The organism is Microbacterium sp. NPDC091662 (assembly GCF_044756705.1).
Lineage (GTDB): Bacteria > Actinomycetota > Actinomycetes > Actinomycetales > Microbacteriaceae > Microbacterium.
In genome coordinates this window covers 991,672-1,012,778 of the sequence record NZ_JBIVTM010000001.1, presented here as the reverse complement: position 1 = coordinate 1,012,778, position 21,107 = coordinate 991,672, and the positions used below count along the sequence as shown (strand labels likewise).

The following is a 21,107-nucleotide window of genomic DNA, read 5'->3' as shown; positions in this document are numbered from 1 at the left end:
TTCGAGCCCAGAAGGGGGATCGACGGCACGACGCCGCCGATCCTCCTTCTGCTCTGCGGATCCTGCCTCTGCGGACCGGTCTCTCCCCCGCGGTGGAGCCGCGCCCTCGATACGCCTGCATCGACCGACACCCGATGGGCAGCCGCCCATGGAGGACGGGTGGGTCAGGTCAGAGCCCGGTGAGCGCGTTGAGGTTCGCCGCGGCGTTCCGGGCGGCATCGATCGCCGCGGAGGTGCCGGAATCGGCCGTGACCACGGTGCGGAGCTCGGCGAGCTTCTGCACGTATGCGGAGACGCCGTCGCGCCACTGCGTGGCGATCGAGGAAGGAGGTTGCGCATCGGAGAGCCGCTGCGCGTCTTCCTGAAGGGTGTCGATCACCGAGAGGGCATCCTGCCCCCCAGACCCCGCCACGATGTCGAGACCCCGTCCAGCGTCCCCGAGCCACCCGCCAACCTGCGCGCGGAAGGTCTCGATGGTCGGATCGGTCGCCGGCGGTGGGGTGTCGCTCGGTGTCATCGACGGCTCGGGCGTCGTAGATGTCGTCGGGGTCGGCCCCGACGTGGTGGTGGGTGTCTCGCTGACTCCGGGGGTGGGACCCGCGCCGCGGAGGAGGAGGAAGAACACCAAAGCGCCGACGATCGCGAGCCCGACCATCACCAGGGCGATGATCAGCCAGACTCGCCCCTTGCTCTTCGGCTTCGGTTCGATCGGCGCCCACCGGAGCTCGGGGGTCGGCTCGCTCATGAGGCGTCTTCCAGCGCGGGCATCGGCTCCCAGGAGCGGTCACGGCTGATCTTGCCGCCCTCTTTGAGCCCGCGGAACAGATTGCTCGTGCCGCGCACGGTGCGCTCGACGAAGAACAGGCGGATGAGCTCCTTCGCGAAGGTCATCCCGGTGCCGAGCCCGAAGAGCACGGCGTTGTAGTTGTCGTGCACACGGTAGTAGTGCTTGATGTAGGCACGATTGCGCATGATGTAGAAGCGGTAGGCATTGCTCGAGGCGTTCATGTGGCGGATGCCCATGTCCCACTGCTTGATCTCGCGCGTGCGGCGCAGCACGAATTCGTCGACGATGACGGCCGTGGTCTTGCGCGAGGCGAGCCACCCGTACATCTGGTCATCCCAGTAGATGAAGAAGCGGTGGTCGGGCAGGCCGATCTGCTTCACGATCGAGCGGTGGATGAACATGCCCTCGAAGCATCCGCTGTTCATCTCCTTGTACCCGGAGTCGTCGAAGCCCGAAGGCGCGAAGGGGATCGGGATGCCCATGCGCTCCGCGATGCGGTACTGCCAGTAGAACTCGCTGCCGTCGTAGTCGTAGCGGCGGCCCTGGATGCTCTTGAAACGAGGCGCCCACTTGCCCATCTTCGCGAGACCGTCCGGAACGACCTCGACGTCGTCGTCCATCATCCAGATCCACTCGGCGCCGAGCTCGTACGCGGTGCGCATGCCCTCGCTGAACCCACCGGAGCCACCCGTGTTCGTCTCCAGGCGGCGGTACACGATCTCGGTGCCGATGGTGCCGCGGAAGGATTCGACCACGTCGGTCGTGTCGTCGGAGGAGGCGTTGTCGATGATCACGACGCGCCCGGGTTTCGGGTCCATCGCCGTGATGCTGGTGAGGAGTCCGGTGAGCAGATGCGATCTGTTGAAGGTGACGACGACGATCGTCGCCGCTTTCGGATCGAATGCAGCGGGCGCCGCGGTCATACCTTCTCCTCGAAGATCGATTGGCAGTTCAGGGGGCTGAGGGCTACGCCACCACGCGTCACCGTCGGGGACGGTGCGGGACATGACGAGCAGTGAGTAGCCTACCGTCCGTCGCCTTCGTATCCGCGGTGAGGCTCACCTCGGCGCTCGAGTGACGATGGCTAGACTGGCTGCGATGAAGGTACTGATCACCGGCGGCGCCGGATACATCGGATCCACTGTCGCCACCGCGTGCATCGAGGCGGGGATGGAAGTGGTCCTCCTCGACGACCTGTCCAAGGGGCTTCGGGCCTTCTGCGAGGGGCGAGAGCTCTACGAGGGCGACATCGCCGACCCGGAGATCCTGACCCGTCTCCTGGCGGATCACCCCGACATCGACGCCGTCGTCCATTGCGCGGCCCGGATCGTGGTGCCCGAATCCGTCGCCGACCCCCTCGGCTACTACGACACCAACGTGGGTAAGACGATCGTGCTCCTGCGGCGACTCCGCGACGCGGGTGTCTCGCGCATCGTGTTCAGCTCCTCGGCGGCGGTCTACGCGGGAGAGAGCGGTCAGGGTGCCGACGAGAACAGCCCGCTCGAGCCGTCCAGCCCGTATGCCACGACGAAGGCGATGGTCGAGCAGATCCTGAAGGACGCGGCAGCGAACGGCGACTTCCGGGCGATCACCCTCCGTTACTTCAATCCGATCGGAGCCGATCCGCAGATGCGTACCGGACTGCAGAACCCTCTGCCCTCGCACGCGCTGGGCAAGATCATGCAGGCCCGCGCCGCCGGTGCGCCGTTCTCGATCACCGGCACCGACTGGCCCACGAGAGACGGCTCGGGGCTGCGCGACTACATCCACGTCTGGGACCTCGCGCTCGCGCACGTCGCGGCGGTCCAGAGGTTCGACGACGTCGCCACACCCGACGATCCCTACCAGGTGATCAACATCGGTACGGGTGCGGGCGTGACGGTTCGGGAACTCGTGGCGGCGTTCGAGCGCGTTACCGGCGAGACACTTCCCACGATCGACACCGATCGCCGTCCGGGGGACCAGGCGGGTGCCTTCGCGATCGTCGATCGTGCGGCGGAGGTCCTGGATTGGCGCGCGGAGCGCTCTGTGGACGACGGGGTCCGAGATGCGATCACCTGGGCGGCGAAGCTGCCCTCGGTGCGCTGACCGCGCTCTCCGGCTAATCCTGCGGACGCAGCGTCGGGATGGCGCCCGTATGCGCCGCATCGATGTTCTCGCGCCACGACCGCGACTGCCCGGCACGCAGGGCGCACAGCACGAGCATGAACCACCCCGCGCCGACGAGCGTGAAGCTCTCGAACATCGAGTCGACGGCGAGGGTCACGAGCATGATCGGAGTCCACGCGTAGACGACCGAACGGCGGGTGCTCGCCACGAGCCAGGAGCGGATCAGGGCGACACCGCCCAGGAGCAGGAACACCACCAGCCCGGCGGCACCGAGCTGCAGGAGCACGTCGAAGAACGCATTGAGCGCGCTCTGGTGGCGATCGTCGAGCTGGAAGTTGATGTAGGTGAACGGGTACTCGCCGCGTGCCCAGTCACCGAACCATCCCCAGCCCTGGATCGGCTTCACCGCGACGAAGTCGAGGATGGTGTTCCACAGCGAGGCGCGGATCGAGAAGTCGGATCCGGCGTCGAGCAGGGCGATGATCTGATGACGCAGCGCGAAGCCCGCGGCGAGAGCGAGGGTGACCACGACGCCGAGCATCCACTGCACGATCGTCCGTCGTTCCGGTGGGGCATGCCGGACGATCGTGAGCGCCACGGTGACGACACCCACGGCCCCGGCGAGCACCAGGACGGTCGGAGAGGAGGAGAGTACCGCCAGGAAGCCCGCCAGCCCGATCGAGATCACGGCGAGCGGGGCGTTCACCGACTGCGTCCGCCACTCGATCACGAACGTGATCAGTGCGATGACCGCGACGAATCCGAGCATGTTTCGACTGCCGAACAGCCCTTGGACCGGGCCTCCCGCTGCGAGATTCCCCTGGATGCCGAGGAACGTGAACGGCAGGTCGAGCAGGATGCCCGAGAGGATCTCGACGGCGAGCGAGGCGGCGAGAAGAACACGAAGCGTGTCTCCGATCGCCCGCACGGTCTGAAGCGTGTCGCGGATGTGTCCGATCGTGATGGCCAGGAACGCATAGCCGAACAGCGACATCCATCCGAAGAGCGTGTCGGACTTGTCGGTGCTCCAGATGACGCTCACGAGCGCCCAGGCGAGGAACGCGAGCAGGGACGAGGGAGCGATGCGCAGGAGGGAGAGCTCGTCCCTGCGCACCCACAGGATCGCCGCGCCGAGCAGGCACAGCACGGCGATGATCGTCGCCAGGGTGACGGCCGACGTCATCTGCCGGATCGCGTACGAGCCGAACACCGCGGTCAGAGCGGCCAGTGTGAATGCACGAGCCAGCTCCACCGAGCCGAGCAGTCGGACGATCGGGCGCACCGGCGTCACGGCACCCGCCGCTGCCGAGCACCGCGTTCGAACAGGAGGTCGCGCTCGCCGACACCGACCAGCGGCACCGACTTGAGCTTGAACGACAGCAGGACCAGCAGCATCCAGCCCCACAGCATGATGGGGGTGGACTCGGAGAACCCCTGCACCAGCAGGACCACGGTGAACAGGCTGGGAAGCAGGGTGAGCGGGGAGAACGGCCGTGCGCCGTCGAGATCCCAGCGGGGACGATCGACGGCGAAGAACCAGGAGCGCCACAGCAGCGTGCCGTATGCGACGGCCATGAGCACCACGCCGACGACACCGAGCTGGAGCAGCACGTCCAGCCACATGTTGTGGGCGTGGAACACGGTGATGCCGTGGTCGGTGATCCACTCGTCGAAGGCGGGGTCCGTCGGGATCCAGGGGCTCGAGAAGCCGTTGCCGAAGACCGGGCGCTCGCCGGCGCGTTCGAGCACCTTGGTCCAGATCTTGTCCGAACGGCCCGTGAGATCGGCGCTGCGGCCGAGGAGTCCGAGCAGCGGCTCTCGCAGCAGCCAGACACCCAAAGCCGCGATCACGGCGCCGCCGATGGCGACGACGTAGATGCGCGTGCGGGCGCCGGGGGTGCGGGCGCGTCGCATCAGGAGGGCGACGACGAGGACCACGACGACCGCTGCTGCGCACACCATCGCGGTGGCCGATGCCGTGCGGAACAGGAAGTACGCAGCGAGGAGCATCCACAGGGCGAGGGTCGTGCGCCACCGGGCTCGTGCGGCGAACAGCACCCCGAAGGTGATGATCGCGAAAAGCGAGATGATCGCCAGGAGGTTCGCGTTGCCGACGATGCCCTGGATCCTGCCGCCATCGAACAGGTTGTCGCGCACCCAGTACCACTGCGGGTCGATCTTGCCGTCCGGCAGGGTCAGGAAGTTCGGCAGCAACGGGCCGTGCAGCACCAGGGAGACCCACAGCTCGATGGCCAGGGAGAGACCGAGGATCCACTTGAACGCGGACGAGAGCGCACGGACGATCTCGTGCCAGGTGAGCACGTGCGCGATGAAGAGGGCGTTGATCGTGACGGACGCGAGCAGGACCCAGGTGATGAGCGTCGGGCCCCGCCACTGCGACCAGGCGACGGAGACGAGAGCGAGGGCCGTGTAACCGAGTGCGGTCCACGGCAGGCGCCGCCAGCGGAAGGGCTGCGGCCGATTGCGGGCGAGCATCGGGACGCCGATGCCGAGCGTCGCAAGGGTGAAGACGGCGAGCGTGATCGCGGCGCCCTCCGGCCCGAGCAGGTTGTAGACGGCGGAGTGGGCGAAGGTCACGAAGAGCACGAGGATCGCATACCCGCGCAGCATCAGATGCCCCGTCGACTCGCGCTCCGGCGCGGTGGGCGGGGCAGACACCGGATGCTTCGTGTACTGGGCCATCGCGTTCAGGCTACCGCCCCGCGCTCCGGGCGTCGCTGAACGCCGCAGCACGGCTCTACGCTGGTGGCATGCTGCTGAGCCTCACGAACACGCCCCGCGACTATGCCTGGGGATCGGACTCGCTTCTCGCCGGACTCGAAGGGCGCACACCGACCGGCCTCCCGGAGGCGGAGGTCTGGTTCGGCGACCACCCCGGTGACCCCGCCGATGTCGCCGGCGGTGGCACGCTCGACCAGGTCACGGGAGGCACGCTTCCCTACCTCCTCAAGCTGCTCGCGGCCGGGCGCCCGCTCTCGATCCAGGTGCATCCGACGATCGAGCAGGCGCGTGCCGGGTGGGCGCGGGAGAGCGGTCTCGACGCCGACGACCCGCAGCGCAACTACCGGGATGACAACCACAAGCCCGAACTCCTCGTGGCGCTCAGCGAACGGTTCGAATCGCTGAGCGGACTGCGCCCCGTGGCCGACACGCTCTCCCTGCTCGACCTGCTCGATGGCGGCGACGGCGTCCAGCAGCTGCGCACACGCCTGAGCGCCGAGGGCGACGCACTGCGCGACGTGATCGCCTGGCTGCTCGGCGGCGAGGCGGGCACCCAGGTCGACGGCATCATCCGCGCGATCGTCGCGGCTTCCTCGCGGAGCGACGCGGGGGAGTGGGAGACGACGCTCCGCGCCATCGCCGGCGTGGCGGAGACGTACCCGGGTGACCCGGGCGTCGTGGTGGCTCTTCTCATGAACCACGTGGTGCTCGAGCGCGGAGAGGGCGTGTTCCTGCGCGCCGGTCTGCTGCACGCCTACCTCTCCGGGCTGGGCGTCGAGATCATGGCGGCGAGTGACAACGTCCTCCGCGGCGGTCTCACGCCCAAGCGCATCGATGTCCCCGAACTCCTCGCCATCCTCGACACCACTCCCGGCGAGGTGCCGGTGCTGCGTGCGCAGAGCGACGGAGGGGTCACGCCGTATCCCGTCCCGGTGCCCGACTTCGCCCTCGAACGCGTCGTCGTCGATGGGGGGCCTGTCGCCTTCGACGTGTCAGGGCCGACCATGGTGCTCGCCACCGCGGGTGATGTCACCGTCTCGTCGGCCGCAGGGGAGAACCTGCATCTCGCGATCGGGACCGTTGCATTCGCTGATGCGGACGAAGCGACGATCACCGTCTCGGGTGCGGGTGAGGTCTTCGTCGCCGGCCCCGGGCGCTGAACCCGCGGCCCCGATCTCCGCATTCCGACACGCCGCTGGTGGCCCAAGAACCTTCAAGAGTCGCTTGAGGGTTTACGATCCGCGACTTGACCGGAGCGAATGACACGGGTGTAATTAGTCATGCGCACGGCCCGCCGGGGGGCGGAGACAGGGTTGGAGATCGAGATGACGGGTTACCGTTCAGACGTACCGGAGAACTGGTTCGTCGATCCGATCAACCTCGGTGTTCCCGGGGTTCGACGCACCGACGACGGCGATGACGACAACGCTCTCGCCTGGCAGAGCGACGCTCTCTGCTCGCAGACCGACCCCGAGGCCTTCTTCCCCGAAAAGGGCGGATCGACCAGAGACGCCAAGCGGATCTGCACCTCATGCGACGTGCGCGGCGAGTGCCTCGAGTACGCGCTCAACAACGATGAGCGATTCGGCATCTGGGGTGGCCTCTCCGAGCGCGAGCGCCGGAAGCTCAAGCGCCGCGCGAGCTGAGTTCGCACCGCGCGCGACGATGCGATGCGGCTTCGCGGGCGCGCCGCATCCGCTGCGCGGCCGCAGACCGTCGCGCGCATAGGCTGACGACGTCATGCCAGCCCGAGTTCACGCCATCATCGTCGCGCGCACTGGATCGTCTTCCCGAGCGCAACTCCTCCGCACTCTCGAAGCCCTTCGCGCGCAGACGACCCCCGCAGCCGCAGTGACCCTCGTCGTGTGCGGCAATGCGTCCTCCGTGCGCGAGAGCGAGGCCGTGGCGGCCACGGTAGAGGGGATCATCGAGGCGCGCGCCTCGACGTCCTTCGCCGAGGCGGTGGAGCTCGCCCGACCTCGCGTGCCCGAAGGGTCTGCCCTCTGGCTGCTCGCGCAGGACACGACGCCGCATCCCCGCGCGCTGGAGCGTCTGAGCGGCACGCTCGAGCGCTCGCCGTCCGCCGCGATCATCGCTCCCAAGCTCGTCGCCACGGACAACGACCGCGAGATCGTGTCACTGGGCGTCACGATGACGTCGCTCGGCCGCTCGGTCGAACTCGCGGCCGGCGAGCTCGACCAAGGACAGCATGACCGCTCGGACGATGCTCTCGGTGCCGACGTGCGTGGCATGCTCATCCGCGGCGAGGTCCGCGATGCCCTCCGACCGGATCCGGCGCTCGCGGGAGCCGACGAGGGCCTCGACCTCGGTGTCCGCGCCCGCCTCGGAGGCGGTCGCGTCGTCCTCGCGCCGAGCGCGCGGGTCTCCGCGTCCCCCGGCGGTCCTGCTGCGCTGCCGTCCGGCCGATCGCGTCGCGCCTACGTGACCCGGTTGGCGCAGCTGCACAGACGTCTGGCGTACGCGCCCGCCGCCACCGTGCCGCTGCACTGGCTCAGCCTGTTGCCCCTGGCGCTGTGGCGTTCCGTCACCGATCTCGTCGGAAAACGTCCCGAGGCTGTTCTTCCCGAGTGGGGGGCCGCACTCACCGCGATGTTCCGATTTGGTGCCGTCGCGCGCTCACGTGCCGCGATCCGGGCGTTCCGCACCTCCACCTGGGCCAGCATCGCGCCGCTGCGGGTGACATCATCGCAGCTTCGACGGCGTCTGGATGACGGCCACGGCAGTGAGGGAGGAGCAGTCAGCGAACTGCGCTTCTTCTCCGGCGGCGGTGCCTGGGCCGTGCTCGCGGCACTCGTCGTCAGCATCGCCTCCTTCACGACCCTGTTGGCGTGGCCGACTCTGGGCGGAGGGGGATTGCTGCCTCTCCGGCAGACCATCGCCGCCCTCTGGAGTGACGCCGCGTGGGGAACGCGCGACATCGCCCTCGATCTCGTCGGGCCGGCCGATCCCTTCGCCGCCGTGGTGGCGGTCCTCGGGTCTCTCTGGCCGGCGGGCCCGTCGTTCGCGATGGTGCTGCTGTGGATCCTCGCCCTCCCGCTCGCGGTGCTCGGAGGATGGTTCGCCGCCACGCGCGTGACCGATCGCGAGGGGCTCCGCATCTTCGCCGGAGTCGCGTGGGCATTGGCACCCACGTTCCTCACGGCACTGGTCGACGGACGCCCGTCAGCGGTGCTCGTTCATCTCCTGCTGCCCTGGCTCTTCCACAGCGCCGTCGTCGCCCACCGGTCCTGGGGAGCCGCCGGAAGCGCGTCGCTGCTTCTCGTCGCCGTCGTCGCGTGTGCCCCGTCGCTGGCCCCCGCCCTCGCCGTGCTGTGGATCGTCGCCCTGGGGATCGTGCTGGGAACGGCTCAGTTCCGGGGTGCGGGGCGGCTGCTCTGGCTGCCGGTGCCGACGATCGCCCTGTTCGCGCCGCTCGTGATCTGGCAGCTCGCCCACGGCACGCCGTTGGCTCTCTTGGGGGATCCGGGGCTCGTCTGGGCAGGACCTCAGGCGGCGGCGGACGCCGCCGGGCGTCTCGCGCTGGCCGGCGGCTTCCCGACGGCGGGGCTGGCTGGCTGGATGGACGTCATCCCGCAACCCATCGCCGCATGGGCACCGCTGCTGTGCGCACCGATCGCCGTGCTCGCTCTCGGCGCGGCGGTCGCTCCGCGCTGGCGCGCTGGCGTCACCCTGCTCGTGGTCGCGATGGCCGGGCTCGCGACGGCATTCCTCGCGGTCGGCATCACGGTCAGCTTCGCCCAGGGAACCCCGGTCGCGATCTGGCCGGGCGCCGGACTCAGCCTGGCCTGGATCGGTGTCGTCGGCGCAGCGCTCGTGACCCTCGACACCGCGCTCACTCTTCCGCGTCTGCGGATCTTCGCCGCCGTGGTCGCCGCCGCGACTCTGGCGATCTGCGCGGTGCCGGCACTCAGCGCGCTGCACATGGGGCGCTCCGTGCTCACGAACGGTCCTGATTCGACGCTGCCGGCGTACGTCGCCGCGCAGGCGGCAGGCGATCGACCGATCGCGACCCTCGTGCTCACCCCGCAGAACGACGGCGGGCTGGCGGCAGAAGTGGCCTGGGGCCCCAGCGAGACCCTGGGGTCGCAGTCGACGATGATCTCCACCGCTGTCGAGCCGCAGGGAGCCGACATCTCCAGCTTGGCCGTGGACCTTCTCTCGGCCCGCGACTTCGACGCTCCTGGGGCGTTGGCGGCAGAGGGCATCAGCTATGTGCTGGTCGCGCAGGTTCCCGGCGAGGGGGACAAGGCACGGACTCTCCGCACCGCGGCGGTCGCCTCGATCGATCAGCGTGCCGGCCTCGTCCATGCGGGCACCACCGATCGCGGTGTGCTCTGGCGTCTCGACGCCGATGCCGCCGAACAGCCGTCGCTGACATCCACCCAACAGGGCACCGCCCGACTCGTGATCACCCTGCAGCTGCTGGCCGTGTTCGCGGCACTGCTGCTGTCGATCCCGACACGGGCGTCGCGCCGCGCGGCTCGCGCCCAATCGCGGATCGTCGGTCGGGTCCCCGACGAACCGATCGTCCTGCCACGGCATGCCGAGGACAGGGAACCGCTCGATGAAGCGCCCGTCGGCGCGATCGAGGACCCCCAGGATGCACCCGCACTGAACGACGAGGCTCTGGCACCGATCGCCGAGGCACCGATCGATGCCGCATCCGCGACAGCGGACGACGCGCCGCTGGACCTCGACGAACACGCGAAACCGACGGAGGAGAGCCGATGAGCAGCGGGAACCGTGCGATCCGGGTCGCCGCGACCAGTGCCCGCGTCATCACGGGCGTCGCCGTCATCGCCGCCTGCGTGGTCGGCGTCGCGACAGCGGTGCACGCCCCGTGGCCGACAGTCGAGCACGACCCCGCGCAGGTCGAGGTCACCCCCGTTCCCGGGGACAGCGTCCTCGTCTGCAACGGCGATCTCCGCGCTCTCGGGCGTGACGCGTCGGCTCCGCTGGACATGCTCTCCGCGGCATCACCGACCGTCACAACCGGCGGCACCGACGGGAGACCGGTCTCGGAGGGTCTCGCCGTCACGGACCTGCCGGATGCGGAAGGGCCGCAGCTGCTGACCGGTCCGGTCGATGGACGCACGGCCCCACTGATCGCGGGCGCCGAGTCCGTCACGATCGCGGCGGACGACCTCGCGGGATACGCTGCTCTGCCCTGCGGCGTGCCACGGCTGGAGTCGTGGCTCATCGGCGGGAGCATCGACACCGGCACCGAGGACATCGTGACGCTCACGAACGCGTCCGAGGTGCCATCGACCGTGACCCTCTCGGTGTACGGAGCCGCCCGGAGCACGCGGACGGTGATCGTCCCCCCGCGCTCGCAGACCGCGCTTCCCCTCACGTCGTTCGCCGCAGGGAACGACCTGCCGGTCGTGAAGGTGAGCGCGGTGGGAGCGCCGGTGCGAGCCGCTCTCCAGTCCTCGCTCGTGCGCGTACTCGATCCCGCGGGCATCGATCTCCAGGACTCGGTCGCGGGTCCGCAGCAGAAACTCGTGTTCACCGGTGTGCAGGCTCTCGCAGCCAACGGCGACGACGCGGAGATGGCAGTCCTGCGCGTTCTCGCCCCCGGTGCCGATGCGCGAGTCCAGGTGACGGTGCAGGCAGAGGGCGCCACGGGCCCCGCAGACGAGTTCACCGTGCCCGTCGACGCCGATCTTCCCGCTCAGGTGTCGCTCTCCGGGCTCGAACCCGGTCAGTACACCGTCGAGGTCGAAGCCGATGTGCCGCTCATCGCCGGGGTCCGGCAGCAGGACGGCTTCGGTCTCGACTCGGACTTCGCGTGGGTGACACCGGCGCCCGAGATCGACGTCGACGTGGTCTTCGCGGTGCCAGCCGGTCCTGATGCCCGGCTGCAGCTTGCCAACACCTCTGACCAGACGGCGACCGTCACGATCGAGCCCCTCGATGGCGGCGAGTCCCAGGAGGTCGTGATTCCCGCCGGGGAGACCGGCGGCATCGCTGTGGCCGGACGGACGACCTATCGGATGCAGACGACAGCGCCCGTGCATGCAGCGGTGAGCCTCAGCGCACCCGGCGCGCTCGCGGTGCTGCCCGTTCAGGCGAGCAGCGGCGGAGAGAAGCCGATCACGGTCTATCCCTGATCGGATGACGGTGTGTCGGCGATCGGCACGTCAGTGTTCGTGGCCGAGATCCCAGGGTTCGCGACCCACGTACTCCGCCGCTGCCCGGAAAACCGCGCTCTCGATGGCCATGCGCCGGTGGGCGGCATCGTCGTGCCCCGGGGGCAGGAGACGCTCGATGGGAAGCCGGAACAGGACGATACGCCGGTTCTTCCGGTCGAGATACCAGCGCGGCACCTCGTCCGCCGCGTCGAAACCCGGGATGGCACCGATCTCGAATCGGACGTCCTGCAACTCCGGCCACGTGCCGCGCAGGAACTCCACGGCGGTGCCGACGGTGAGGTCGAATCTGTCGAGGCGGCCGTCGAGCGGAGCCAACGGCGGCCGCACGACCTCGCTGCGGCCGAGACGCCCGTGCCGCCCGTGCCGTGCACCGCGCCGAGGCGCTGCGGAAGCGTGGGCGGCGCGGCGACGGGGCATGACGAAAGTCTAGGCGGTGCCCGGCTCGTCCGGCGCGGCATGCGCCGCTCGGTCAGGGCGCACCGTACGCTGGCGGAGATGGACGGACGACTGTGCTCGAAGGTCGGCTGCGCGCGCGAGGCCGTAGCCACCCTCACCTACGACTACGGCGATCAGATGGCGGCTCTCGGCCCGCTCGGCGCCGCGAACGATCCCCAGGCGCATGATCTGTGCTCGCCGCACGCGGACCGGCTCTCGGTTCCGGCCGGCTGGCTCGTCGTGCGTCACGAGGCTCTCCGCGCCTGACATCGGTGCGTCGACACGCGGACGCAGCCGTCGGGGAGGACCCGAAGTCTGGATACGCTGACCGCAGGCGTGCCAGGGCGGCGCGGCCGGAAAGGCACTCGTGATCGTCTGGCGTCGCTGGATCTTCCCCCTGCTTCTCATCGTGGTCTTCGGAGCGTGCGCCGCCGCGCTCGTCAAGATCGCCTTCTTCCCCGACCGTGCGGAGAGCGTCGTCAGCCCGGAGGCCGGGATCACGGATCCGGTCGTGATGGTGGAACGCGGTTCGGTCGTGAACGCCCTGAGCCTCAGCGGCAACGTGGCGCGCGATGACGCGTACGTCGTCCGCGGCGAGCTCAACGGCACCGTCCTCGCCGTGCACGTGGGCGAAGGCGCGACGGTGGCCGCCGGCCAGAAGCTGTACACCGTTCGCCAGGAAGAACCGCGGAAGGACATCGACGTGGTCGCCCCGGAGGCCGGCGACGTCTCGGAGTTCGCCATCGTCAAGGGCCAGGCCACCACGGTCGGTACCGAGGCGTACAAACTCACGCCCGCGAAGTACCACCTGCTCGCCACCGTCGACCCCGTGCAGCTGTACCGCCTCGTCAACGCGCCGACCGAGGCGACGGTCACCATCACGGGCGGGCCCGCACCCTTCGCCTGCACCGGAGTCGGGGTGCAGGTCACGGCGGAGGGCACGGCGAACGTGCGCTGCGCCATCCCCGTCGACCAGACGGTCTTCGCCGGACTCCCCGCGAAGATGGATCTCGCCCTCGGCCAGGTCGACGATGCTCTGGTGATCCCGGTCACCGCCGTCCAGGGCGGCGCGGGGTCCGGCAAGGTCTGGGTCGACGCGGGCGACGGGTCCGACCCCGAGGAGCGGGCCGTGACACTCGGCGTCAACGACGGCGTCATGGTCGAGGTGACGGAGGGGCTCGCCGAGGGCGATGGCATCCGCCAGTTCGTCCCCGGCTTCGTGGCTCCCGTCGAGGAGTTCTGCTACGAGGTCTCCCCGGGAGTGGAGCAGTGCGACAGCGGGATGAACTGGTGAGTCTCGTCGCGCTCGACGACGTCTCCAAGAGCGTCCTCCTGGCGGACGACTCGCGACTGGAGATCCTCCGCAGCGTCACCCTCGAAGTGGGGGCAGGGGACCACGTCTCGATCGTGGGGCGATCGGGATCGGGGAAGTCGACCCTGCTCAACATCCTGGGCATGCTGGACGCACCCACCTCCGGCTCTGTCGCATTCGAAGGACGCGAGGTGCGCCGGATGCGCTCCGGCCGGCTCGACCGTCTGCGCGGGGACAACGTCGGCTTCGTCTTCCAGCAGTTCAACCTCCTTCCCGGGCGCACCGCGATCGACAACGTGATGATGCCGCTCGGCCACGCCAAGGGACGGATGTTCTGGAACCGTCGTCAGATCGCCGCCGACATGCTGGAGCGTGTCGGCCTCGGGCATCGTGTCGAGCAGATCGCGGACAAGCTCTCCGGCGGCGAACAGCAGCGCGTCGCGATCGCGCGGGCGCTGGTGCGCCGACCCGTCCTGATCCTCGCCGACGAGCCGACGGGCGCGCTCGACATCGACACCGGCGCCTCCGTCATGTCGCTGCTCGATGAGGTGGCGACCGAGACCGACGCCGCGCTCGTCACGATCACCCACGACCTCCATGTCGCGGCACGGGCGCGTCGGCACTACCGCCTCGATGCCGGCCGACTGGAGACCGCCGACCTCAGCCGCGCGTTCGAGGCATCGACCCTCGCGGCGTCGGTGCCCTCCGCACCGCCGGAGGTCATCGCATGACCGGCTTCCTCGGCGCTCTCTCCGATGCCTGGGCCGAGATCCGGGTGCACAAGCTGCGCGTGCTGCTCAGCCTGATCGGCATCGCCGTGTCAGTGGGGGCGCTCACCGCGGTGGTCGCGTTCTCCGAGTATCAGCGCCAATTCCAGGCCGAGCAGTCCGACCGGTGGGGTGGGCGTGCGGCGACCGTCGTCGTCGCCGTCAACAGCGACGACGGCACCCCCGTCGACGCCGACGACTTCGATGCCCGCTTCAGTCGGGTGTCCGAACGCTTCGGGTTCAGCCACACTGCGCGCATCTCCCAGGGGCTGACGATCGACCTGCAGCTCCCCGACGGCATAGCGCCGGTTCCCGCGCGCGTCATGGACCCTGCGTTCTCGCAGATCCATCGTGAACGGCTTCTCGAGGGGCGGTGGTTCCTGGATTCCGACCTCGAAGCGATGGCGCCTCCCGTCGTCATCACCGAGCCCCTCTGGGATCGTCTAGGACGTGTACCCCTGTCACAGCATCCGACCGTCACGCTCAGCGGCGCGGCCGGCGGCACGTATCAGGTGATCGGCATCACGCCGCGCCAGGGCTTCGGTGACGAGGAGCTTCGCGTCGATCTGCTCTACGACGCGTACCGCGCTCGTGTGGACGCGTTGCCCACGGAGGCCTGGACGCAGTACGAGATCTGGATGGGCACGGAGCAGGTCGATCAGATCGCGCCGGTGCTCGCGATGGACCTCCGGGCGGGCCTGCCCGCGGGACAGACAGTCACCGTGAACAGATCGGACTGGGCGGCGCAGCCCGGCGCGATGGACGCCCAGGCGACCTTCGAGATGATCACCGGAGGGATCGCCGCGCTGATCCTCGCCCTCGGAGCGCTCAGCCTGATCAACATCCAGCTCGTGGCGATGCGCCAGCGCGTGCGCGAGATCGGTGTCCGGCGCGCCTTCGGGGCGAGCTCCGGTCGTGTCTTCTTCGCGGTGTTCCTGGAGAGTCTGGTCGCGACGACGGTGGCCGGCGTGATCGGGATCGCGATCGTCGTCGCGGTGCTGCGCTCGGAATGGGTCATCACCTCGTTGTTCTACGGTATCCAGGACATTCCCCCCTTCCCGATGCGCGCGGCGCTCATCGGGCTTCTCGCCTCCGTGATCGTAGGTGCGGTGTCGGGCTTCATCCCCGCGCTCGTCGCCCTGCGGGTGAAGGTGATCGACGCGATCCGTTTCTGACACATCCCTGACAACGGATCCGGCGCGATGGAAGAATGACCGCATGACTGAGCTCGACTACCGCGTCGCCGATCTGTCCCTCGCCGAAGCCGGCCGCCACCAGCTGCGTCTCGCCGAGCATGAGATGCCGGGGCTCATGGCCCTCAGAGAGGAGTTCGGTCCCGCCCAGCCGCTGAAGGGGGCGAGGATCGCGGGATCGCTTCACATGACCGTGCAGACCGCGGTGCTCATCGAGACGCTCGTCGAGCTCGGAGCCGAGGTGCGGTGGGCGAGCTGCAACATCTTCTCCACGCAGGACGAGGCGGCCGCCGCCGTCGTGGTCGGACCCGACGGAAGCGTCGACGCCCCGGCGGGAGTTCCCGTGTTCGCCTGGAAGGGCGAGACGCTCGAGGAGTACTGGGCCTGCACAGACCGCATCTTCGACTGGTCGTCGAGCGGCTTCGACGGGCCCAACCTCATCCTGGACGACGGAGGAGATGCGACGCTGCTCGTGCACAAGGGCGTCGAATTCGAGAAGTCCGGTGTCGTGCCGGCGTCGACAACCGCGGATTCACAGGAGTACTCCGTCATCCTCGACCTGCTGCGTGCGTCGCTCGCGGCCTCACCCGAGCGCTGGACGAAACTCGCCGCCGGATTGATCGGCGTCACGGAGGAGACCACGACGGGTGTCCACCGTCTCTACGAACTCGCTGCTGCGGGGAACCTGCTCTTCCCCGCCATCAACGTGAACGACTCCGTCACCAAGAGCAAGTTCGACAACAAGTACGGCATCCGCCATTCGCTTCCCGACGGACTCAATCGGGCCACGGACGTGCTCATCGGGGGCAAGGTCGCCTTCGTCTGCGGCTATGGAGATGTCGGCAAGGGCGCTGCCGAGGCGCTGCGGGGCCAGGGCGCCAGGGTGATCGTGAGCGAGGTCGACCCGATCTGCGCCCTGCAGGCGGCCATGGACGGATTCCAGGTCGCCCGTCTGCTCGACGTGGCAGGGGAGGTCGACATCGTGGTCACCGGTACCGGCAACAGCGACGTGGTGACGACCGCGCACCTGCTGGCATTGAAGCACCTCGCGATCGTCGCCAACGTCGGCCACTTCGACAACGAGATCGACATGTCGGGTCTCGAGCGGCTCGAGGGCGCGGAGAAGGTCGAGATCAAGCCGCAGGTGCACGAGTGGCGCCTGCCGAACGGACGCAGCGTCCTGGTGCTCAGCGAAGGTCGCCTGATGAACCTCGGCAACGCCACCGGGCACCCGTCATTCGTGATGAGTGCGTCGTTCACCAACCAGGTGCTCGCCCAGTTGGAGCTGTACACGAACATCGCGGCCTATCCGACCGGCGTCTATGTCCTCCCCAAAGCTCTCGACGAGAAGGTCGCGCGTCTGCATCTCGACGCTCTCGGGGTGCAGCTGACCACGCTCAGCGACGAGCAGGCCGCCTACATCGGGGTGCCGGTGGAAGGCCCGTACAAGCTCGAGCACTACCGCTACTGAGTTCCTGCGTGGGACGGCTACACGCTGACGCGACGGCCGGTGAGTCTTTCAGCCCGACGGTCGGAGTTCTCCAGAGCCCGGCGCTCGCGTTCGCGGCGCAGGACGGTGATTCCGATCAGAATCTGCTCTGCCGGCGCCGAGGGCAGGGGAGAGACGAACGGGCTCGCTTCGGTGAGCAGGTCCTGGGCCACGCGCGCCCGCGCGGCAGGGATCATGCGCGGGGCGCTCAGCAGGAACTGGGAGATGCGACGGGCGAGCCGGTCGGGGAGGCGGGCGACATCGGCGATCTGCGCCCAGCCCGCCAGCGGTGGCGGAAGCACGGGGACGTGGGAGATCAGAGCAGGTGTGCGCACGCGCTGGCTGTAGGTTCCGGCGACGAGGTCGCCCAGACGCTGCGATCTCGCATTGAACGCGCCGGTGAGCACCGCGATCCCGCCGAAGGTCATGTAGATCTCGAGCACCCCGAGCAGACCGCGGATGAACGCGTGACGGAAGCCGGCAGCCCCGCCGTCCACGCGCACGATCCGTCCGCCGACCGCGAGCTTGCCGAGGCTGCGGCCCTTCAAAGCGACCTCCATCGTGATCGGCAGCACGACGAAGCTCACCACGAACGCCGAGACCACGGCGATGCGGTCCGTCGTCTCGTCGAGCACGCCGGCGTCCAGCAGCCAGATGCGCAGGAAGATCCACAGGATGAAGACGGCGTACCCGAGGAGCATGTCGATCACCGCACCGAGCGCCCGCAGCAGGAACCCGACGGGCTGCACGTCGAGCGCGACGGCCTCGCCGGACAGCACCTCGTCGGAGACGTCGATCGGGACGGACATGAGTACAGTAAATCAGGTGGATGCCGATGCGCTGACAGATGCACGCCGCGCCGAATGGGAACGGCTCGACCAGCTCAGTCGCGCCCGACTCGACGGGGACGGGGTTGACGAGCTCATCGTGCGATACCGCGCGGCCTCCGCTGATCTCGCGGAGCTCAAGACGTCCGTCGGAGACTCGCCACAGGGCGCGTACCTGTCGACCATCCTGGTCCGCGCCCGGCTGCGACTCACCGGCGCGTCCGACAGCATCCTCACCCAGACCGGCCGGTTCTTCCGGCTGCAGCTGCCCGCCGCGCTGTACGGCCTGCGCTGGACGACGCTGGCTATCGCGATCTCGTTCATCGCGGTCGCCGTCGGCACAGCGGCATGGATCGCGAGCGATCCGGCGCTCGTGGCGACCCTGGGGCCGCCCGCGGCCCTCGAACAGTATGCGGACGAGAGCTTCACGGGGTATTACACCGAGAACCCGGCCGCCGTGTTCATGGGCATGGTCTGGACGAACAACGCCTGGATCGCCATGCAGTGCGTCCTCTTCGGCGTCACGGGGATCTGGCCGGTGTACATGCTCGTGCAGAATGCGATGGGGCTCGGCACCACCGGGGCCGTGATGGCCGCGCATGACAAGGCCGACCTCATGGTGCTGTACATCCTTCCGCACGGAATGCTCGAGATGACCTGCATCTTCGTGGCTGCTGCCGCCGGTCTGCACGTCTTCTGGGCATGGGTCGCCCCCGGGCGCCGCACGCGAGGAGAAGCGCTCGCCGAGCAGGGGCGTGCGCTGGCGACCGTGGCGATGGGGCTGGTCTTCGCTCTCTTCCTCGCCGGTCTCGTCGAGGGTTTCGTGACCGGCTGGGCGCTGCCGTGGCCGGTGAAGATCGGGATCGGTGCCGCGGCGCTGGCCGTGTTCCTCATCTACATGCTGGTGATCGGCGGGCGGGCGCATCGCGCGGGTGAGACCGGCGATCTCGTCGAATACGAAGCGGGCACCCCGCGCCTGGTCGTCGGCTGACGACCGGCGGCGTTCGGTGCCGCGTCAGAGTCGACCGGCGGCCTTCAACTCGAGGTAGCGGTCGGCGATCCGCGGGGGGAGCTCGTCCGGGTCGGCAGCGATCGCCTCCCCTCCGGCCCTGCGGATCGCGTCGGCGACGTTCTCCGCATCACGGAGTGTCCGCTCTGCGGCCGCAGCGAGGTACACGTCTTCGCGGGAGTCACGACGGCGTGCGAGGGCGGAGATTCCGTCGTCTGTGACGGACCCGACCAGCACCGTGGTCGCGCGGGATGCGTTCGGGAAGGCGCCGAGGAAGCCTCGGGCCGACTCTGCCGCATCCTGCGCCGTCAGTGCCACGATCAGCGAGGGGCGGGTCGTGAGCGCGCGCACGGCGGCGAATGCACCATGCCAGTCCGTGTCGACGAGCCGCGCGTGCACCGGTGCCATGGCGTCGGTGAGCGCCGGAAGCAGCGAGGCACCGTCGACCCCTGTCACCCGTCCGCGCACCACTCGGTCGTACATGAGCAGGTGCACGTGATCACCGGCGCGTGAGGCGAGCGCTGCCAGCAGCAGCGCCGCCTCGAGCGAGGCGTCCACGCGTGTGCCGTCGCCGACGCGAGCGGCGGCCGTGCGCCCCGTGTCGATGATGATGACCACGTGACGGTCCCGCTCCGGTCGCCAGGTGCGCAGCATGGTCGTTCCCGCACGGGCGGTCGCCCGCCAGTCGATCGAGCGCACGTCGTCGCCGCGCACGTACTCGCGCAGCGAGTCGAACTCGGTGCCCTGGCCGCGCACCTGGATACTCGTGTTGCCGTCCAGTTCGCGCAATCGAGCCAGGCGCGACGGAAGGTGCTTGCGAGAGGAGAAGGCCGGGAGTACACGGATCGCTCCTCGGACGGAGTGCCGTGCCTGCCGGCCCGCGATGCCGAGCGGCCCGCGGGACCGGATCATCACGAACTCGCTGACCAGCTCCCCACGTCGGCGGGGGAGGAGCGGAATCGCGACACGACCGCGCTCACCCGGCGGGACGATCAGGCGCTGCCGGTCGGTCGGCGCCCCTGCCGTCGGCTGCCAGGCGTCGCGCAGCAGGGCGTGCAGTGTCTTGGTGCCGTGATTGTGCACGGCCACGCTCACCGGGACCGGCTCCCCGATGCGCACCCGTGCGGGCACCCTGCGGCTCACCGTGACCGATCGAGGGCTCGCCGCGAGGGCTGCATCGAGAGCGACGAGCAGCACGCACAAGCCGATCCAGGCACCGAGGACCGCGTACGCGGGATACCCCGCGAGTCCGGCGATGACGAGCGGGATGACGCCCACGGCGAGGGCGACGGCGAGGCGGCCGGTGACGAACACCTAGATCGGCACCCTGGTCTGCTGCACGACGGAGGTGAGCACCGCGTCGGCGGACACCCCCTCCATCTGGGCGTCGGGCCGCAGCTGGAGGCGGTGGCGCCACACCGGCACCAGCATCGTCTGCACGTGGTCGGGGGTCACCGCGGACGAGGCGTTGAGCCAGGCCCAGGCCTTCGCCGCGGCGAGCAGCCCGGTCGAGGCGCGCGGACTGGCGCCCAGCTCGACGGACGGAGACTGGCGGGTCGCCCGAGCGAGATCGACGACATAGCCGAGCACATCGTCTGTGACCTCGACGGCTGCGGCAGCCTGCTGGGCTGCCCGGATCTCATCGGCGGTGACCACGGCCTCCACGCCGGTCAACTCCCGGGGCGAGAAGCCCTCGGCGTGTCGACGCAGCACCGAGACTTCCGCGTCGCGTTCCGGCATGCCGACGACGAGCTTCATCAGGAAGCGGTCCAGTTGTGCCTCGGGCAGCGAATAGGTGCCCTCGTGCTCGATGGGGTTCTGCGTCGCCGCGACCAGGAACGGGTCGGGCAGGGGGCGACTGACGCCGTCCGCCGACACCTGACGCTCCTCCATGGCCTCCAGGAGTGCGGCTTGGGTCTTCGGCGGCGTGCGGTTGATCTCGTCCGCGAGCAGGATGTTCGTGAAGACCGGGCCTGCACGGAAGTCGAACTCGCCGGTGCGTGCGTCGTACACGAGCGAGCCCGTGACATCCCCCGGCATCAGATCGGGAGTGAACTGCACCCGCTTGGTGTCGAGTCCGAGCGCTCGCGCGAACGAGCGGACGACCAGCGTCTTCGCGACGCCCGGCACGCCCTCGAGGAGGACATGGCCTCGGGCGAGGAGCGACACGAGCAGTCCGGTGACGGTGCCGGCCTGGCCCACGACCGCCTTGTCGACCTCGGTGCGCACCCGGTGCATGGCCTGACGCAACGCGGCGTCGT

19 protein-coding genes are annotated in these 21,107 nt (G+C 69.2%); 11 read left to right on the top strand and 8 right to left on the bottom strand.

What is annotated here, in order from left to right; translation table 11 throughout:
• Positions 1-169: 169 nt before the first annotated feature.
• Together ACIQLD_RS04885 and ACIQLD_RS04880 are read right to left on the bottom strand one after the other, a co-directional pair.
• Entirely contained in the window at positions 170-745 is a 576-nt protein-coding gene (locus ACIQLD_RS04885; RefSeq protein ID WP_402605704.1) for a hypothetical protein, read from the bottom strand.
• Positions 742-1,710, bottom strand: a complete 969-nt coding sequence (locus tag ACIQLD_RS04880) for a glycosyltransferase family 2 protein (protein ID WP_402605701.1) — start codon at positions 1,708-1,710, stop codon at positions 742-744. Before ACIQLD_RS04880 ends, ACIQLD_RS04885 begins: the two co-directional genes overlap by 4 nt.
• Before the next feature lie 175 nt (positions 1,711-1,885).
• Between ACIQLD_RS04880 and galE the strand changes: the two genes are divergently transcribed.
• Positions 1,886-2,875 carry a UDP-glucose 4-epimerase GalE gene (gene galE / locus ACIQLD_RS04875; RefSeq protein WP_402605698.1) on the top strand — a complete coding sequence of 330 codons (990 nt, stop codon included), beginning with the start codon at positions 1,886-1,888 and terminating at the stop codon, positions 2,873-2,875.
• A gap of 13 nt (positions 2,876-2,888) precedes the next feature.
• Here the strand turns inward: galE and ACIQLD_RS04870 are convergent, their stop codons facing one another.
• Positions 2,889-4,187 carry an O-antigen ligase family protein gene (locus ACIQLD_RS04870; RefSeq protein ID WP_402605695.1) on the bottom strand — a complete coding sequence of 433 codons (1,299 nt, stop codon included), beginning with the start codon at positions 4,185-4,187 and terminating at the stop codon, positions 2,889-2,891.
• Positions 4,184-5,599 (bottom strand): O-antigen ligase family protein, encoded by a 1,416-nt coding sequence (locus ACIQLD_RS04865; RefSeq protein ID WP_402605692.1) that lies wholly within the window; start codon positions 5,597-5,599, stop codon positions 4,184-4,186. The genes ACIQLD_RS04870 and ACIQLD_RS04865 overlap by 4 nt, the downstream gene beginning before the upstream one ends.
• A 68-nt stretch (positions 5,600-5,667) precedes the next feature.
• On the opposite strand from ACIQLD_RS04865, the gene manA reads away from it, so the two are divergent.
• The 4 genes from manA (at position 5,668) to ACIQLD_RS04845 (ending at position 11,772) form a co-directional block, all read left to right on the top strand.
• The gene (gene manA / locus ACIQLD_RS04860) at positions 5,668-6,798 is read left to right on the top strand and encodes a mannose-6-phosphate isomerase, class I (protein WP_402605689.1); all 1,131 of its coding nucleotides are present in this window, start codon (positions 5,668-5,670) and stop codon (positions 6,796-6,798) included.
• A gap of 165 nt (positions 6,799-6,963) precedes the next feature.
• Entirely contained in the window at positions 6,964-7,284 is a 321-nt protein-coding gene (locus ACIQLD_RS04855; RefSeq protein WP_402605686.1) for a WhiB family transcriptional regulator, read from the top strand.
• A gap of 94 nt (positions 7,285-7,378) precedes the next feature.
• Positions 7,379-10,390, top strand: a complete 3,012-nt coding sequence (locus tag ACIQLD_RS04850) for a glycosyltransferase (protein WP_402605683.1) — start codon at positions 7,379-7,381, stop codon at positions 10,388-10,390.
• Complete coding sequence (locus ACIQLD_RS04845) at positions 10,387-11,772, top strand: DUF5719 family protein (protein WP_402605681.1); 1,386 nt, start codon at positions 10,387-10,389, stop codon at positions 11,770-11,772. The genes ACIQLD_RS04850 and ACIQLD_RS04845 overlap by 4 nt, the downstream gene beginning before the upstream one ends.
• A gap of 30 nt (positions 11,773-11,802) precedes the next feature.
• On the opposite strand, the gene ACIQLD_RS04840 is transcribed toward ACIQLD_RS04845, so the two are convergent.
• Entirely contained in the window at positions 11,803-12,231 is a 429-nt protein-coding gene (locus ACIQLD_RS04840) for a metallopeptidase family protein (RefSeq protein WP_402605679.1), read from the bottom strand.
• 78 nt (positions 12,232-12,309) lie between these two features.
• Between ACIQLD_RS04840 and ACIQLD_RS04835 the strand changes: the two genes are divergently transcribed.
• The 5 genes from ACIQLD_RS04835 (at position 12,310) to ahcY (ending at position 16,992) form a co-directional block, all read left to right on the top strand.
• Entirely contained in the window at positions 12,310-12,516 is a 207-nt protein-coding gene (locus ACIQLD_RS04835) for a DUF3499 family protein (protein WP_021199833.1), read from the top strand.
• 100 nt (positions 12,517-12,616) lie between these two features.
• On the top strand, positions 12,617-13,543 hold the full coding sequence (locus ACIQLD_RS04830; protein WP_402605677.1) for an efflux RND transporter periplasmic adaptor subunit: 927 nt from the start codon (positions 12,617-12,619) through the stop codon (positions 13,541-13,543).
• Entirely contained in the window at positions 13,540-14,292 is a 753-nt protein-coding gene (locus ACIQLD_RS04825; protein ID WP_402605674.1) for an ABC transporter ATP-binding protein, read from the top strand. Before ACIQLD_RS04830 ends, ACIQLD_RS04825 begins: the two co-directional genes overlap by 4 nt.
• Positions 14,289-15,503: an ABC transporter permease gene (locus ACIQLD_RS04820; RefSeq protein ID WP_402605672.1), complete on the top strand. Its 1,215-nt coding sequence runs from the start codon at positions 14,289-14,291 to the stop codon at positions 15,501-15,503. Before ACIQLD_RS04825 ends, ACIQLD_RS04820 begins: the two co-directional genes overlap by 4 nt.
• 43 nt (positions 15,504-15,546) lie before the next feature.
• A complete protein-coding gene (gene ahcY / locus ACIQLD_RS04815; protein WP_402605669.1) occupies positions 15,547-16,992 on the top strand; it encodes an adenosylhomocysteinase in 1,446 nt (481 codons plus the stop codon).
• A 17-nt stretch (positions 16,993-17,009) separates the two neighbouring features.
• Here ahcY and ACIQLD_RS04810 read toward each other — a convergent pair whose 3' ends face one another.
• On the bottom strand, positions 17,010-17,819 hold the full coding sequence (locus ACIQLD_RS04810; protein WP_402605666.1) for an RDD family protein: 810 nt from the start codon (positions 17,817-17,819) through the stop codon (positions 17,010-17,012).
• 16 nt (positions 17,820-17,835) lie between these two features.
• On the opposite strand from ACIQLD_RS04810, the gene ACIQLD_RS04805 reads away from it, so the two are divergent.
• Entirely contained in the window at positions 17,836-18,828 is a 993-nt protein-coding gene (locus tag ACIQLD_RS04805) for a stage II sporulation protein M (protein ID WP_402605663.1), read from the top strand.
• Positions 18,829-18,852: 24 nt separating this feature from the next.
• Here the strand turns inward: ACIQLD_RS04805 and ACIQLD_RS04800 are convergent, their stop codons facing one another.
• Together ACIQLD_RS04800 and ACIQLD_RS04795 are read right to left on the bottom strand one after the other, a co-directional pair.
• Positions 18,853-20,160 carry a DUF58 domain-containing protein gene (locus ACIQLD_RS04800; RefSeq protein WP_402605661.1) on the bottom strand — a complete coding sequence of 436 codons (1,308 nt, stop codon included), beginning with the start codon at positions 20,158-20,160 and terminating at the stop codon, positions 18,853-18,855.
• The gene (locus ACIQLD_RS04795; RefSeq protein WP_208323723.1) at positions 20,161-21,084 is read right to left on the bottom strand and encodes a MoxR family ATPase; all 924 of its coding nucleotides are present in this window, start codon (positions 21,082-21,084) and stop codon (positions 20,161-20,163) included.
• Positions 21,085-21,107: the final 23 nt, after the last annotated feature.